Consider the following 14,325-nt stretch of genomic DNA (forward strand, 5'->3'; position numbering starts at 1 on the left):
GCCGGGCTCCGTCAGTGCGCCGCCCGGGAGAAGCCGTCGGCGCTCACGTGGGGCATCACCCTGCCGGCCACCCGGAAGCGGCCGTTGGGGACGTCGGGGCACCTCGCCACATGGACGGTCAGCGGTCCGGCCCATGCGTAACCGCGGCGTTCGGCGTGCCGGGACAGGCTGTCGGTGAGGGCCTGCCCCACCTCGGTGCCGCTGCGCCCGAGGTGCTCGTGCACCTCGTCGGGCAGTTCCACGTCGTAGGCGTTGGGGACCATCACCCGGCCCCTGCCGCACACCACGGCGTTGTCGTCGCACTCGCGCCGAAGGGCGTCGACGACCTCGACGGGCTCCTTGTCGAGGAGGCGTGCCCACAGCGCCTCCCATCGGTTCTCGAGAGTCTGCTCCAGCGCGCTCAGGGCGCCCATGCGTTGCTCACCTGCCGGGAAGTCGTCGGTGCGGCCGCGGGGGCCGGGCTCACTTCTCGTCGAAGTCGTCGGGGCGTACGTGGGCCTCCTCCAGCGCCTCGCGCATGGTGCGGCCGGTCGCGCCCTGCTCCTTCGCGGCATCCTCGTCGTGCTGCTGCAGGACCTCGTCCGTGGTGTGGGTCTTCGGCCGGCTTTCCTCGGGGGTGCTCATGGGGGTGTCTCCTCTCAGGATCTGCTGCGGCGGCGGGTTCCCGCCCCGGCCCCGGGTATCCCGGCTCGCGGCAGATCATGTGCACCCGCGAAGAAGCCCTGGTCACCACGGTGGGTGAGCTATGTTGAACGTCCGTGGGGAACGAAGGAGGCGTACCGGTGCCATCGCCGCAGCAGGCACGCGCACAGGCATCCGCCATCACCTCGGGGAAGGCCGCCCCGGAGACGGAGGTCTCCCCGTCCTCCCGGCTGCGCACGCTCTTCGACCGGCCCCGGCTGTCCCCGGGGCAGCGGCGGATCGCCCAGTACCTGATCGAGCACATCACCGAGGCGGCGTTCCTGTCGATCACGGACCTCGCCGACCGGGTCGGGGTGAGCCAGCCGTCGGTGACGCGGTTCGCCTCGGCGGTCGGCTTCAGCGGCTATCCGGCGCTGCGCGAGAGGCTCCAGTCGATCGCGCTCGGCACGCTCGCGGGCGGACCGGCGGAGGAGAACCGGGGCAACGAGCTGCAGGCGGCGGTCGACGCCGAGATCGAGAACCTGGAGAACCTGCGGCGGGACTTCGCGGACCCGGCCCGGGTCATCGACGTCGGCCGCAAGCTGTCGTCGTCCACTCCGCTCACGGTCCTGGGCCTGCGCATCTCCGGTTCGCTCGCCGAGTACTTCGCCTACGCCGCGCGCCGCATCCACCCGGACGTCCGGCTGGTGACCCGGGGCGGCAGCGTCGCCTACGACGCCCTGCTCCAGTCGCGTGAGGCGGGCGGCACCTGGGTGCTGGCCTTCTCCATGCCGCGTCACGCCCAGGAGACCCTGACGGCGATCCGGGTGGCGCGCGGCGCCGGGCTCAAGGTCGCCCTGATCACCGACCTGGCGCTCGGGCCGCTCGCGGACGAGGCGGACGCTGCCTTCGCCCTGGGGACGGGCTCGCGCCTGGTCTTCGACTCCTACGCCGCCCCGGGCGTGATGTGCTCGGCGTTGCTCCAGGCCATGACGGACGCCGACCCCGAGCGCACGCAGGCCCGGCTGGAGGAGTACGAGCAGGTCGCCGACCAGCACCAGTTCTTCCTCAAGGACTGACCGCACGCCCGGACACCGGCGTGCACACCGGGACCTTCCGCAACAAAGCGCGCATGAATGTTTTCATGCTTCTTGCAAACCGGAAGGCATATATAAATACTGCTCACGGATCGCGACCCGGCCCTGTCCGGATCGGTTCCGCACCCGAGGAGCCGGGTCCTACCCACTCCGGCCTCGCGGGTGTCCGTGGGCGGCCCCGGTCATCCCCTAGGCCGGGGCCGCCCCGACCCGTCGTCCACCCTCACGACGCCGCACACCCGGAAGCGATGATCATGTCCATGACGTCCACGCGCATCAGCCCGGACTGGCCCTGCCAGGTCAAGACCCCCGGGAGTTTCGACTGGGAGCGCTCGGCGGCCAAGTGGCTGCGCGAACTGGTACCCACCCGCTACGCGGGCTACCCCGTGTTCATCCGTCACCCCGTCCTCCTCGCCCGGCACGCCCAGATCCAGGTCCAGCACGAGATCCGCGTCGCCCGCACCGCGCTGCAGACCGCCCGCGCCGACCTGCCCGGCCTCGGCCTGCACGAGGGCGTCATCGAGCACACGATCAAGCTGTACGCGGCCGAGGTCATGCAGTTGCAGCACATCGCCCGCAGCGTCCGCGCGGTCACCCGGGCGCTCAGCGAGTCCGGCCGCCACTGACCCGGGGCGCATGACCCGCTCCCCGCGTGGCACCCGGTGAGGGATGAGCACCACCGAAGCACGCCGGGCCGAACCGGTGACCACGGTGCTGACCTGGCAGGTGCGTCCCGGCCGGGAGCGGCAGTTCGAGGAGTGGACGCACGGCATCACCCGCTGCGCCCGGCGCTTCCCCGGCAACGAGGGCGTCTCCTGGCTCACGCCGGAGGACGGCCACCGCTACCACGCGGTGCTGCGCTGGTCGGACCGGCACCGGCTCGCCGCCTGGCTGGAGTCGGAGGAGCGGGCGCACTGGCACCGGCAGATCCACGACATCGCCGTCGAGATCAGCAGCGAGCGCCAGTCGACCACCGGCCTGGAGACCTGGTTCAGCCTGCCGGGCACGACCGTGCAGGCCCCGCCCCGGTGGAAGATGGTCCTCACCACCTTCCTCGGCGCCTATCCCTTCGTCCTGCTCGTCCAGTGGCTGGTGACCCCCTCGACCGCCGGCTGGCCGCTGCCGCTGCGGGCCGTCGTCTTCCCGCTGGTGCTGCTGCCGGTACTGACCTATCTGGTGATGCCCGGCCTCAGCCGGGTGCTGCGCCAGTGGCTCTATCCCCGCGACGGGCGCTGAACCGCCCGGCACGTGTCGGGGCGGCCGGGGGAACGCATGTGAAGAGGGTGCGTCACCTGCCCACAAGGCGCTCTTCCGATCCGCCCGGGTGTGCAATGCTCGACGCGTGACGAGCGAGCCCGTGACACCGGCACAGCCGGGTGCCGCACCGGACCTGGTCGAGCTGGCCAGGATCGTCGCCCGGCAGCGCGCCGAACTGGACCGGCTGCGCGACCAGGCGGCCGTTTCCGCTGTCGTCGAACGGGCCAAGGGCGCGGTCATGGCGCTGACCGGCTGTACCGCCGACGCGGCGAGCGAACAGCTGCGCCGCAGGGCCAAGGACGCGCGCCGCACCCTGCTGGAGGAGTGCTGGATCACGCTCGGTGCGCTCGGCCCGGCAGCACCCCCACCGGCCGCGGCGGACGCCCGCGGCAGCCGTGACGCGGCCGGCCCGGACATCCCCGGCCCCGGGCAGGACGCCGTCCCGGACGACCTCACCGACTCCCTGGCCCGCCTCGGCCAGGCCCTCGTTCGGGTGATGACGCCGCAGGACCTCGCCCGGTGCCTGCTGGTGCACCTCGCACCCGACATGGCGGCGGACGCGGTACTGGTCTACCGCCGCCGGGCGGACGGCGGTCTGCGGCTGATCGGGCACGCGGGAGTCGACGACCGGCTGGCCGACCAGTGGCGCCAGGTGCCGCCGCTGAGCGGAGTGGCGGCGCTGGACGCCCTGCGGGCGGGCGAGCCGCGCTGGCTGGAGGACTTCGACACCGACGCCAAGCGGTACCTGCTGATAGGGGACCCTCCCGAGCGGTGGCGCTCGCGGGCCTGGCTCCCCCTGTCCGGGACGGGTCCGGCCGAGGTCTGCATCGGGGTGCTGCGCACCCGTGCCGGTGAGTTCACCGCCCGGGACCGCGCGCACCTGAGGGGCGTCACGGGGTTGTGCACGGGCCGGCTGCGTGCCTTCGACGCCCCGCCCGAGCGTTCCGCCGACCCGGGCACGGACGCCGTGCAGGCCCTCTTCGAGGCGCTGCCGCTCTCGGCGATGCTGCTCACTCCGCTGCGGACCACCTCGGGCGACGTCGAGGACTTCCTGATCGAGGCCGCGACCACGCAGGCCGGCGACCTGCTGGGCCGCACCGGCGAAGTGGTGGCCGGGCGGCGGCTGCTCGAACTGCGCCCGGCGATGCCGGCGGAGCCGCTGTGGCAGGGCTGCCTGCGGGTACTGGCCACCGGGCAGGAGTACGAGAGCGACCCCTTCGCCCACGAGGAGGTCGTGGCGGGCATCGCGGCCCTGTTCATCTACACGGTCCGGGTCGCCCCGCTCGGCGACACCCTGGTCGTCTCCTGGATCCGCCACGGCTCCTCCGACCGGCAGGAGCAGCGCCTGGCCGACCTGCAGCGCCTGGGCAACCTCGGCTGGGCGAACTGGAGCCTGCACGCTCCGGAGGTCTCCTGGTCCACCCAGGTCTTCGCGCTGCTCGACCGGGACCCGGCGCACGGGCCGGTGCCGCTGATCGACGTGCCGGAGCTGGCCCTGCCGGAGGACGCACCCGCGCTGACCCGCGCCGTCGCCGACCTCGTCCACCAGGGGCAGTCCGTCGACGTGCCGTTCCGGATCCGGACCACCCACGGCATCCGCCATCTCCGGCTCACCGCCGAGGCCGTGTGCGACCGGCACGGCACGCCCGTCGAGGTGCACGGGTTCGTGCAGGACATGACGGCCCGGCGGCGGGCCGAGCTGGCCCTGGTCGAGAGCGAGCGGGCCATCCTCACCCAGCACGACGTGCTGCGGGCCGAGCGGACCCTGGCCTCCCGGCTCCAGCACGCCCTGCTGCCGATGGCCAACCGGCCGGTGCACCTGGCCGGGTTGCGGGTCGAGGTCGCCTACCTGCCCGCCCAGTCGGGTGTGCACGTCGGCGGTGACTGGTTCAGCGCCATCGAACTGCCCGACGGGGACGCCCTGCTGGTCGTCGGCGACGTCGCGGGGCACGGGGTCGACGCCGTCGCCACGATGGCCCAGCTGCGGTTCACCGCCAAGGGCATGGTCATCACGGGCTCGTCCCTGACCGGTGCGCTGGCCCGGCTGAACACGCTGCTGCTGCACTCGCGCGACACGTACGCCACCGCCACGATGGTCCTCGCCCGCTACAACCCCCGCGACCGCCGGCTGATCTGGGCCCAGGCCGGCCACCCGCCGCCCCTGCTGCTGCGGGACGGTGAGCCGCGGTACCTGGACCGCCCGCGCGGCATGCTCATCGGGGCGTCCACCACCCCGGTCTTCGAGGAGGCGGAGTGCCGTCTCGAACCGGGCGACCGGCTCATCCTGTTCACCGACGGGCTGGTCGAGCACCCGCCGGAGAGCATCGACCGAGGGCTGGAGCGCCTCGGGGAGGCCGTGGCCGCGCCGCACACCGACCGGCCCGGGTCGCTGGGGCCGCTGCTCGCGCGGATGCTGCCGGACGAGCGCAGGGACGACGTCTGCGTCGTGGACGTCCGGGTGCCGGAGGCGTGAGGGGAGCAGGCGTGCAGGCGCGGCCGGCGCCATATGGGCACGGCCGCGCGGGCAGGGCGCTGCGGCGCGGGTGACCCGACGGCGGCTCAGGAGTCGCCGCGGTGCCGCCAGTACCACCACAGGCCGACGAGCAGGGCCAGCAGGAACAGTGTGGGCAGCACCAGCCCGGGGATGCGGGAGCCGTTCATGGGCGGGGCCTTCGGGTCGCGGCGGACTCCGGCGGGGGGCGCCGGCGGGGCGGGGCGGCGCCGAGCCGTCCGCGACGGGCCGGTGTGGCAGGTGCTGGTGCTCGTGGAGTCGCCCCGGGCCAGGGTGACGCATCGCGGCGCTGCCGTACCGCCTCTTTTGCCTTCCGTTGCCGGGGGTTCGAGCCGCGGGACGCGTCGTCAGTCGACCGGGTGACCCGGTGCTATGTCGAGGGCGTCGGACAGGCGCAGCAGGGGGCCGTCCGGAGATGCCCGGCCGCCCCACTCGACCGGGTCGAGGACGAAGCCGACGTGGTCGCCGCCGCCGACCCGCGTCACGATCCGGCCGACGAACCAGCCCGGCGCGTCCTCGAGGACGAGCGCCCCGCCGTGCGCCTCGCGCAGCGCGACCCCACGGAACTTGTCGGTGTCGTCACCGGTCTGCCCGCCGAACCGCTCGGCGAGGGCGTGCTGTTCCCGGGTGAGGAGGTGCACGGCGAGCACGTCGGCGTTGCGGGCGACCCGGAGGGTGTGGTTCAGCTCGGAGAGCCACACGGCGAAACGCACCGGCCGCATCGAGCACTGCGAGGCGAACCCGACCAGGCAGCCCGCCCGTTCACCGGCTGCGGCGGCCGTGACCACGTACATGTCGGGGTTCAAACGGTCGATGAACGCGTCCATGCCCGTCATGTTCGCATCGGCCTCGTCCTCGGGCGGACGCGGGGCGGGCCTGCGGCGTCAGCTCGTGACGGGAGCCGTCCGGGACTCCAGAGCGGCCCGGGTGTCGTTGCCGTAGACGCCCGTCTCGTCGCCCCGGATCCCGTACCAGAGCTGGAAGCGGGCCACGGCGGCGGTCAGGACCGGGTCGTAGCGGCCGCTGGTGGAGCCGTCACGGTAGACGTCCGGGATGCCGAGCAGGCGCTGCTGGAGCTCGGCCACCTCGGGACCGCTGGCTCCCTCCCGCAGCGTTCCCGGACCGTCGGGATCGGAGCGGGGGACGGACGGCGTGGGCGCGGGGGTGGGAGCCGCGGCGGGGGCGGACGCGGGCGGCCGGGGCGCGGGGACCGCGGTGGCGCCGCCGTGGTCCCCGTGGACCAGCAGCGCCCCCGCGAAGCCGGCCCCCGCCGCGGCGAGGACGACCACGGTGACGGTGGTGCGGCGCCGTGCGGTCGCCGCACGGCCGCGGGCGTCCGAGCCGGTGGCGGGCGTGGTGCCGCGCCCGCGGTCCCGCCCGACGAGGCCGCCGACGGGCGGGAGTTCCCGCGTCTGGTCCTCGGAGCCGGGCTGCGGGACGGGCAGGACGCGGGGCTCCGGGACGGGCAGGGCGCGGGGCTCCGGGGCGGGTTCCCGGCCCGTCTCCCGGTGGAACTCGCGCATCAGTTCCGCCAGGGCGTCGGTGCGCCGGGGCCGCAGGACGCGGATGGGTTCCAGGACCGGGCCGTCGTGCGGCGGCCGGGGCTCGGACGGTGCCGGCACTCCGCTCTCCTTCCGTCCGGGCCGGGGCGGCTGGCACCCGGGCCGTGGATCGTCCTGCCCCTGGATACGCGACCGCCGCGCCGCCCGTTCATCCCGCAGGCCCGGCCGGGGCGCGCCGGAACCTCACCCGAGGCGCGGCTGCGGGGGCCCGGCTCGCGGCACCGAGTGCCATATGAGGTCGTACGGGTGCTACGTTGCAGATCATGAGCTCCGGGAAAGCCGAGACGGGGGCCGGCCGGCCGCCCATGCGGGACGCGCTGGTGGCGGCGGCCTTCCAGCTGTTCCTCGAGCGGGGGTACGAGCAGACCACGGTCGACGACATCGTTGCCCTCGCCGGCGTCGGTCGCCGCTCGTTCTTCCGCTACTTCCCGTCCAAGGAGGACGTGGTCTTCCCGGACCACGAGCGCTGCCTGGCCGACATGACGGCGTTCCTCGAGAACGGCTCCGGCGACGAGGAGCCGGTGGGGCGGGTCTGCGACGCGGCCCGGCTGGTGCTGCGGATGTACGCCGAGAACCCCACGTTCTCCGTCCAGCGCTACCGCCTCACCAAGCAGGTGCCGGGGCTGCGTGCCTACGAGTTGTCGGTGGTGTGGCGCTACGAGCAGGCGCTCGCCGCCTACCTGCGGCGCCGCTTCGCGGCCCGCCGGGAGGGCACCCTCCGGGCCGACGTGATCGCCGCGGCCGTGGTCGCCGCGCACAACAACGCCCTGCGGTCCTGGCTGCGTTCGGACGGGCGGGGCGAGGCGGACGCCGCGGTGGACCACGCGCTCACCTACGTCCGGTCGACGTTCGGCGGCACCCCGGCGCAGGCGGCTCCCGCCCCGGCCACCTCACCGCCCTCGCTCACGTCCCCCACGGCCGGCGAGCGGCCCGACGACGTGGTCGTCGTGGTGTCCCGTCGTGGAACGCCCCTGTGGCGGGTGGTGCAGGAACTCGAATCGGCCCTCGGCCGGACCTGAGAATCCCCCGCAGGACTCCCCACGAGCCGCATTCCGGATCGAGGGTACGGAGTGCCTTTACGAGTGGCACTGAGTGCCATACTCTGTGCTGCGTGCACGGTGGCACGGCGAACCGGGCACACGTGTGCGCGGGCGACCCCGCACACGCATTCCGGGCGAGTGCAGGGAGTTGACAGCGTGTACCACCACTCAGGAAGCGTCGCTCAGCAGACGGCCGGCTCCGCGACGGGCCTGCTCGACCCCCAGGGCAGGGACAGGGACGCCCTCCATTTCCAGCGCTGCACCTGGTGCGGCACGGCCATGTACCACCGGCTGCTGTGCCCGGTCTGCCGGGGCAGCGACCTGCGCACCGAGCGCGCCGAGGGCACCGGCACGGTCCGCCACTCCACGGTGGTGCACCGCAACACGCCCGCGGCCCGCAATGTGTCCATGGTCGAGATGGCCGAGGGCTTCGTCGTGCGGGGACGGGTCATGGGACCGCCCATCGGCATCCACAGCGGGGACCGGGTGCGCCTGTCCACCGCCAAGGACCCGGTCCGGGGTGAGCCGGTCTTCCAGCTGCTGGACGAGCCCTACCGGGCCTCGACCTGACGGCCCGTCAACTCCCGTCCCGAGCAGCAGCGTCGACGCTCACAGGGTGACGCGGATGCCCACCGTGCCGTCGGTGCCCCGCCGCAGGCGGCTGCCCAGCAGGGTCAGCCGGCCCATGAGGCCGTACTTGCGGGCGATCAGCTTCCGGTAGCGGGCGGTGGTGGCCGCGTCGGCGATCTCGGCGGTGGCGGGCACCTGATCACCCGTGGGGTTGCCGCGCAGATCGCACGGGCCGACCAGGATGCCGGCGCGGTTGCGGATGCGCTTGACCTTCCAGGAGTCGGCGGCCGTCCAGACGCCCAGCGCGTCCCCGTCGCGCACCACCCAGACCGGGGTGGCGACCGGTGTGCCGTTCTTGCGGTAGCTGGTGATCAGCACGTACTTGCCCGAGCCCAGCCGGTCCAGCGCCCTGTCGTCCATGACGGGCAGTCTACGAGCGTGTCCTCCGTGCCGCAGGTACCCGTCAGCGGGCCGCCGTCGCCATCCTGCGGACGGCCTCCGTGATCACCTGCGCCGAGGCCGCCAGGTTGAAGCGGGCGTGCCCGGCCCCGCCGGTGCCGAAGGGCACCCCCGAGGTGAGGGCGACGCGGCCGCGGCGCAGGAAGACCTCCGCCGGGTCGTCGCCCAGGCCGAGGGCCCGGCAGTCGAGCCAGGCGAGGTAGGTGGCCTCCGGCGGGCGGTGACGCACCTGGGGCAGGTGCTCGGCCAGCAGTCCGGCGAGCAGGCGCCGGTTGTGGTCGAGCCCGGTCAGCAGTGCGTCGAGCCAGGCGGTGCCGTCGCGCAGGGCGGCGGTGTGGGCGAGGATGCCGACGTGGCTGGGGCCGTGCCCGACCTCCTCCGGCATCCGGGCCAGGTCGCCGGCGGCCCCGGGCCCCGCGATCGCGAGGGCGGCCTTGAGCCCGGCGAGGTGCCACGCCTTCGAGGCCGACATGAGCGACAGTCCGCGCTCGGCGCCCGGCACGCTCAGATACGGCACGAACGGTGTATCCCCGAGGACCAGAGGGGCGTGGATCTCGTCGGCGACGACGCGCACGCCGTACCGCTCGGCGAGCTGCGCCACGGCGGACAGTTCGTCCTTCGTGTGCACGGTGCCGGTCGGATTGTGGGGGCTGCACAGGAGGTAGGCGGCCCGCCGCCCCGCCCCGGCGGCCCGCCGGAAGGTCTCCCGGAGGGCGTCCGGGTCGAGCCGGCCGTCCGGCCCGAGCGGGGTTTCGACGACCCGCCGGTCCAGGTGGGAGACGAAGTGGAAGAAGGGCGGGTACACCGGCGGGTTCACGACCACGGCGTCCCCGGGGCCGGTGACCAGTTTGAGCATCTCGACGACGCCCAGCATCACGTCGGGCACGATCGCGGTGCGTTCCACGGCGAGCCCGTCCCAGTCCCAGCGCTTGGCGGCGAAGGCGGCCAGCGCCTCGGCGTAGCCGGTACCGGCGGGGTAGCCGGTGTCCCCCAGTTCCATCGCGCGGGTCACCGCCCGTACCACCGCCTCGGCCGGCGGGACGTCCATCTCGGCCACCCACACCGGCAGCACGTCCTCCGGGTAGGCGCGCCACTTGATGCTGGTGCGGAGCCTGAGCCGGTCGAGCGTGAGGATCTCCAGGGGGTTGGGTTCACCGGACGACTCGCGCGGGGTCCTGGTCATGTCCCCACCCTAGGGGCCGTACGACCGCCGGGCAGCGCGGGAACGGGCCGTGCCGGGGAGGGCGGGAACGGGCCGTGCCGGGGAGGGCGGGAACGGGCCGTGCCGGGGAGGGCGGGCCCCTTCCGGTCTCGAAGAGATCACCTGCGCGGTGAACGCGGCGCGGGCGCGCGCCGTATGGGTGGAGGGCGTTCAACTCCGGGAACGGCCTGCGGTGTTCGCACCGTGATGTTCGGGTTCGGGAGCCATGCATGAGGCACGCACGACGACGGGTCGTCCGGCGAGTGACACGACTGGCGGCCGTCGGCGGACTCCTTCTGGGAGGAGCGATGGTCACGAGCGCCGTGGCGAGCGAGCCGCCGGACCCGGTCATCGGCGTCCCGTACGCGGCTCCCCCGGCCACCGGGGACGGCACCGGCCTCGCGGCCCGGCTCGGGGCCTCGCGCACGGGGGGCAGCTGGGTCGACGCGGCCGGGCGGCCGGTCGTCGCCGTCACCGACGAGAAGGCGGCCGCCGAAGTCGAACGGGCCGGGGCGCGGGCGAAGGTGGTCCGCCACAGCCTGGACGACCTCACGTCGGCGACGGCCACGCTGCGTTCGGCGCCCCGGGTGCCCGGCACGTCCTGGGCGCTGGACTACAAGCGCAACGAGGTCGTCGTCCGGGGCGACAGCACTGTCACGGCCGCCGCCTGGGCCCGGCTGACGAAGGTCGCGGACGGCATCGGCGGCTTCGTGCGCATGGAGCGCACCGAGGGCACCTTCACCACGCGGCTCAACGGGGCGCAGCCCATCCTGTCGACGGCGGGGCGCTGTTCGGCCGGGTTCAATGTGACCGACGGCACCAGTGACTACATCCTGACGGCCGGGCACTGCGGGCCCGACGGTTCGCTCTGGTTCGCCGACGACCGCGGCCGCCGGCAGGTCGGCACCTCGCTCAGGGGCAGCTTCCCGGGCGACGACTACTCCCTGGTGAAGTACGACGGCGGCCGCGCGGGCAAGGGCGCGGACGTGGTGGCGGTGGGCGACGGCAAGGGCGTGCGCATCACGGGCGTCGCCGATCCGGAGGTCGGGCAGAGGGTGTTCCGCAGCGGCAGCACCAGCGGGCTGCGGCAGGGGGAGGTGACCGCGCTGAACGCCACGGTCAACTACCCCGAGGGCACGGTCACCGGACTCATCGAGACGGACGTGTGCGCCGAACCGGGCGACAGCGGTGGTCCGATGTTCGCGGACGGCATCGCGCTCGGGGTGACCTCGGGCGGCAGCGGGGACTGCACCGCGGGAGGCACGACGTTCTTCCAGCCGGTGACGAAGGCGCTGACCGAGCTCGGCGTCAAGCTGATCGTCGCCGAGCAGGCCGGCGGTGCCGGTGCCGCTCCGGCACCCTCGGCGTCCTCGGCCTCCCCGGGCGCCGCCTCCCCCGGCACCTCGGCGCCGATCACCGGTGAGACGGTGTCGACACTGCTGGGCCGGCTCACGGACCCGCGCAACGTCGGCCCCGGCCTGCTGGTGATCGCGGGCAGCCTCGTCGCCCTGGTGGCGACGCGGTTCATCCGGGCGGAACAGGACCGCAAGGCCTACCGGCGGCACTACTCGGCGACTTGGGGCTGAGGGACCGCGGACATGCGAAAGGGCACCCATCGGATCAAGGGTGCCCTCGGCCGAGGAGCCGGTGCGGCCGGTGATGACCGGCGCGTCAACGGGGACCGGGTGGCGGTCAGGCCGCCGGCGCCGACTGCGGGGCCGCTGCGGCCCACTCCAGGACGAGCCGCTGGTACTGCTCGCGCTGCTCGACGCTCAGTGTCCCGCCCGACCGGCGCCACAGGGCCCGGATCTCCTCGTTGACCTCGTCAGCCGATCGCTCGGATGATGATTCAACAGTGGTGGACATGCTGTGAAGCATACGTCGCCCCACGTGAAGACGATGTGAGTAATCCCCAGCTAAAGGGACATTCCAGACAGTGGCACTGATCACGTCCATCTCCCGGTAAACGTGAGGCTGTTCACATCATCCGCCTGCGACTGCCCCTTCGCCGACCGGGAGTTCACCGCGAATCGCCGGTGATCAGGTGCCCGGCTTGCGGCCGTAGACGTAGACGTCGTCGCCCTTCTTCAGCAACGACCAGTACTTCTTGGCATCCGTCTTGGTCATGTTGACGCAGCCGTGCGAGCCCGGCGGGTTCCACATGCTGACGCCGACCGAGTGGAAGGCCTGGCCGCCGTCGAAGAACTGCGAGTAGGGCATCGGCACGTGGTAGATCGACGAGACGTGGTCGATGTTGCGCCAGTAGATCTTCTTCAGGCCGGTGCGGGTCTCGTAGCCGTCACGACCGGTGCGCACCGGGACGGGGCCGTAGACCAGCTTCTTGCCGTCCTGGATCCAGCTCAGCTGGAGCGTGAGGTTCACGCAGGCGATGCGGCCCTTGTTCACCGGGCACTTGCCGTCCTTGTTGGGGTTCGTCCCGACAGCCTTCTGCTTCTGCATCAGGTCCATCACACCCCAGGTGACGGGACCGGCGTAGCCGGCGTTCGGGGAGATGCCGTGCTTGGTCTGGAAGGCCTGGATGGCCTTGCAGTCGGTGGTGGACTGCTTCCCGTCGACCGGCCGGCCGAGGAACTTCTCCACCTGCTTCTGGTACGGGCCGGCCTGCGTCGTGCAGCTCGCGGCCTGCGCCGGCGCGGCGCCGAGCGCGAGCGTGAGCGGCGCCACCAGTCCGGTGATCCCGAGTGCGACGGCACCCCGTCTGCGTACGTCCCCCATGAGCGAGTCCTGCCCTTTCGCGGAAGTGGTCACATGGTTGCGATCCCTGCCACCTAGACGGGCGGACGGGCGGTTCGGTTGTACGGCGGGGGGTGCTGGAACCGATCGGTGACATTTCACACGGACCCGAGACGGTGTACACGCGAAGTGGACGAGTGCAGCGGCGCGACCGCTCCGGCCCTGGCCGAGCGAGGTGGGTCCGAGCAGCTGGCCAGGGGGCTGGACGCGCTGCTCGACCGCTTCACCGAGAAGGAGGGATGACGCCGGTGTCGGGGGCCGGCGGGCCGGCGGGCCGGTCACCGGTAGCCGGTGGTGTCCGCCGGCTTGCCCGGGTCCTGGACCTCGACCAGGTAGCGCCAGGCGTCCGGGCGGCTGCCGTCGAGGTCGGTGAATCCGTACTCGCGGGCGAGGCCGCCGCTGGAGAGGGACCGGCCGTTCAGGCGTGCCACGTCCGGGTCGGCGGCCAGGGCGGCCACGGCCCGGCCGACGTAGCGGGGGGTCTCCGAGATGGCGAAGTGGGGGACGCGTTCCAGGGCGTCGCGCCAGTTGTCCTCGCTCACCCCGAAGGTCTCCAGCATCAGCTCCGAGCGCATCCAGCCGGGGGTGAGGGCGACGGCGGTGGCGCCGCGCGGGCCGAGTTCGTGGCCGAGGGCGAACGCCATGCGCAGGACGGCGCTCTTGGCGAGGTCGTAGAAGAAGTTCACGCGGTAGTGGTCGCGGTTGTAGTCGGCGGTGCCGTCGGTGACCTCGACGACCAGACCGCCGGGGTGGCGCAGCAGCAGGGGCAGCGCGTGGTGGCTGGTGACGGCGTGCGTCTCGACGGCCAGGCGCAGCAGCCGCAGTCCGTTGTCGAGGTCGTGCTCCCACAGCGGGCTCTCCCACTCGAAGAGCTTCTCCCCGCCCCAGATGTCGTTGACGAGGACGTCGAGGCGGCCCTGCTCCCGCGCGATGCGGTCGACCAGGGCCCGGACCTGGGCCGGGTCGAGGTGGTCGGCGGGGACCGCGATGCCCTTCCCGCCGGCGGCGGTGACCAGGTCGGCGGTGTCCTCGATGGTCTCCGGGCGGTCGTACTCCGAGCGACGGTCCCGGGTGGTGCGGCCGGTGACGTAGACCGTGGCTCCGGCCGCGCCGAGTTCGACGGCGATCCCCCGTCCCGCTCCCCGGGTCGCCCCCGCGACCAGTGCGACCTTGCCCTCGAGCTGTACCGGCATGTCCGGCCTCCCGTGTCCTCGACTGTGTGCCGTGTCCAGGGTGACGGGTAAGCCGGACA

The 14,325-nt window shown here is 73.3% G+C and carries 16 protein-coding genes; 7 read left to right on the forward strand and 9 right to left on the reverse strand.

Annotated elements, in window-relative coordinates:
• Nucleotides 1-11: 11 nt before the first annotated feature.
• Nucleotides 12-413, reverse strand: a complete 402-nt coding sequence (locus ACZ6ZN_RS01585; RefSeq protein WP_451876424.1) for a DUF3662 domain-containing protein — start codon at nucleotides 411-413, stop codon at nucleotides 12-14.
• 49 nt (nucleotides 414-462) lie between these two features.
• Nucleotides 463-624, reverse strand: a complete 162-nt coding sequence (locus ACZ6ZN_RS01590) for a hypothetical protein (RefSeq protein ID WP_398107463.1) — start codon at nucleotides 622-624, stop codon at nucleotides 463-465.
• Between the two features lie 158 nt (nucleotides 625-782).
• On the opposite strand from ACZ6ZN_RS01590, the gene ACZ6ZN_RS01595 reads away from it, so the two are divergent.
• The 4 genes from ACZ6ZN_RS01595 to ACZ6ZN_RS01610 all read left to right on the forward strand — a co-directional run bounded on the left by ACZ6ZN_RS01595 (nucleotide 783) and on the right by ACZ6ZN_RS01610 (nucleotide 5,448).
• Entirely contained in the window at nucleotides 783-1,700 is a 918-nt protein-coding gene (locus ACZ6ZN_RS01595; protein WP_398107464.1) for a MurR/RpiR family transcriptional regulator, read from the forward strand.
• Between the two features lie 266 nt (nucleotides 1,701-1,966).
• Nucleotides 1,967-2,344 (forward strand): hypothetical protein, encoded by a 378-nt coding sequence (locus tag ACZ6ZN_RS01600; protein ID WP_398107465.1) that lies wholly within the window; start codon nucleotides 1,967-1,969, stop codon nucleotides 2,342-2,344.
• 43 nt (nucleotides 2,345-2,387) lie between these two features.
• Nucleotides 2,388-2,954, forward strand: coding sequence for an antibiotic biosynthesis monooxygenase (locus ACZ6ZN_RS01605; protein ID WP_451876425.1), 567 nt, complete (start codon nucleotides 2,388-2,390; stop codon nucleotides 2,952-2,954).
• 106 nt (nucleotides 2,955-3,060) lie between these two features.
• Nucleotides 3,061-5,448, forward strand: coding sequence for a SpoIIE family protein phosphatase (locus ACZ6ZN_RS01610; protein WP_469642250.1), 2,388 nt, complete (start codon nucleotides 3,061-3,063; stop codon nucleotides 5,446-5,448).
• Nucleotides 5,449-5,834: 386 nt separating this feature from the next.
• On the opposite strand, the gene ACZ6ZN_RS01615 is transcribed toward ACZ6ZN_RS01610, so the two are convergent.
• Together ACZ6ZN_RS01615 and ACZ6ZN_RS01620 are read right to left on the reverse strand one after the other, a co-directional pair.
• On the reverse strand, nucleotides 5,835-6,323 hold the full coding sequence (locus ACZ6ZN_RS01615; protein WP_469642252.1) for a flavin reductase family protein: 489 nt from the start codon (nucleotides 6,321-6,323) through the stop codon (nucleotides 5,835-5,837).
• A gap of 48 nt (nucleotides 6,324-6,371) precedes the next feature.
• Nucleotides 6,372-7,109: a peptidoglycan-binding domain-containing protein gene (locus ACZ6ZN_RS01620; RefSeq protein WP_469642254.1), complete on the reverse strand. Its 738-nt coding sequence runs from the start codon at nucleotides 7,107-7,109 to the stop codon at nucleotides 6,372-6,374.
• 203 nt (nucleotides 7,110-7,312) lie between these two features.
• On the opposite strand from ACZ6ZN_RS01620, the gene ACZ6ZN_RS01625 reads away from it, so the two are divergent.
• Together ACZ6ZN_RS01625 and ACZ6ZN_RS01630 are read left to right on the forward strand one after the other, a co-directional pair.
• A complete protein-coding gene (locus ACZ6ZN_RS01625) occupies nucleotides 7,313-8,068 on the forward strand; it encodes a TetR family transcriptional regulator (protein ID WP_469642256.1) in 756 nt (251 codons plus the stop codon).
• A gap of 177 nt (nucleotides 8,069-8,245) precedes the next feature.
• The gene (locus ACZ6ZN_RS01630) at nucleotides 8,246-8,659 is read left to right on the forward strand and encodes a Zn-ribbon domain-containing OB-fold protein (protein WP_469642258.1); all 414 of its coding nucleotides are present in this window, start codon (nucleotides 8,246-8,248) and stop codon (nucleotides 8,657-8,659) included.
• A 39-nt stretch (nucleotides 8,660-8,698) separates the two neighbouring features.
• Here ACZ6ZN_RS01630 and ACZ6ZN_RS01635 read toward each other — a convergent pair whose 3' ends face one another.
• Together ACZ6ZN_RS01635 and ACZ6ZN_RS01640 are read right to left on the reverse strand one after the other, a co-directional pair.
• Nucleotides 8,699-9,079 carry a PPOX class F420-dependent oxidoreductase gene (locus ACZ6ZN_RS01635; RefSeq protein WP_398107473.1) on the reverse strand — a complete coding sequence of 127 codons (381 nt, stop codon included), beginning with the start codon at nucleotides 9,077-9,079 and terminating at the stop codon, nucleotides 8,699-8,701.
• A 43-nt stretch (nucleotides 9,080-9,122) separates the two neighbouring features.
• Nucleotides 9,123-10,301 carry a MalY/PatB family protein gene (locus ACZ6ZN_RS01640; RefSeq protein WP_469642260.1) on the reverse strand — a complete coding sequence of 393 codons (1,179 nt, stop codon included), beginning with the start codon at nucleotides 10,299-10,301 and terminating at the stop codon, nucleotides 9,123-9,125.
• A 248-nt stretch (nucleotides 10,302-10,549) separates the two neighbouring features.
• Here ACZ6ZN_RS01640 and ACZ6ZN_RS01645 point away from each other — a divergent pair, with 248 nt between their 5' ends.
• Nucleotides 10,550-11,905: a S1 family peptidase gene (locus ACZ6ZN_RS01645; RefSeq protein ID WP_469642263.1), complete on the forward strand. Its 1,356-nt coding sequence runs from the start codon at nucleotides 10,550-10,552 to the stop codon at nucleotides 11,903-11,905.
• A gap of 106 nt (nucleotides 11,906-12,011) precedes the next feature.
• Here the strand turns inward: ACZ6ZN_RS01645 and ACZ6ZN_RS01650 are convergent, their stop codons facing one another.
• The 3 genes from ACZ6ZN_RS01650 to ACZ6ZN_RS01660 all read right to left on the reverse strand — a co-directional run bounded on the left by ACZ6ZN_RS01650 (nucleotide 12,012) and on the right by ACZ6ZN_RS01660 (nucleotide 14,266).
• Nucleotides 12,012-12,197 (reverse strand): hypothetical protein, encoded by a 186-nt coding sequence (locus ACZ6ZN_RS01650; RefSeq protein ID WP_398107476.1) that lies wholly within the window; start codon nucleotides 12,195-12,197, stop codon nucleotides 12,012-12,014.
• Nucleotides 12,198-12,359: 162 nt separating this feature from the next.
• Entirely contained in the window at nucleotides 12,360-13,055 is a 696-nt protein-coding gene (locus tag ACZ6ZN_RS01655) for a L,D-transpeptidase family protein (protein ID WP_398107933.1), read from the reverse strand.
• A gap of 296 nt (nucleotides 13,056-13,351) precedes the next feature.
• Nucleotides 13,352-14,266: an SDR family oxidoreductase gene (locus tag ACZ6ZN_RS01660; protein WP_469642265.1), complete on the reverse strand. Its 915-nt coding sequence runs from the start codon at nucleotides 14,264-14,266 to the stop codon at nucleotides 13,352-13,354.
• Nucleotides 14,267-14,325: the final 59 nt, after the last annotated feature.

The sequence above is a fragment of the Streptomyces sp. NPDC053665 genome (assembly GCF_055585285.1).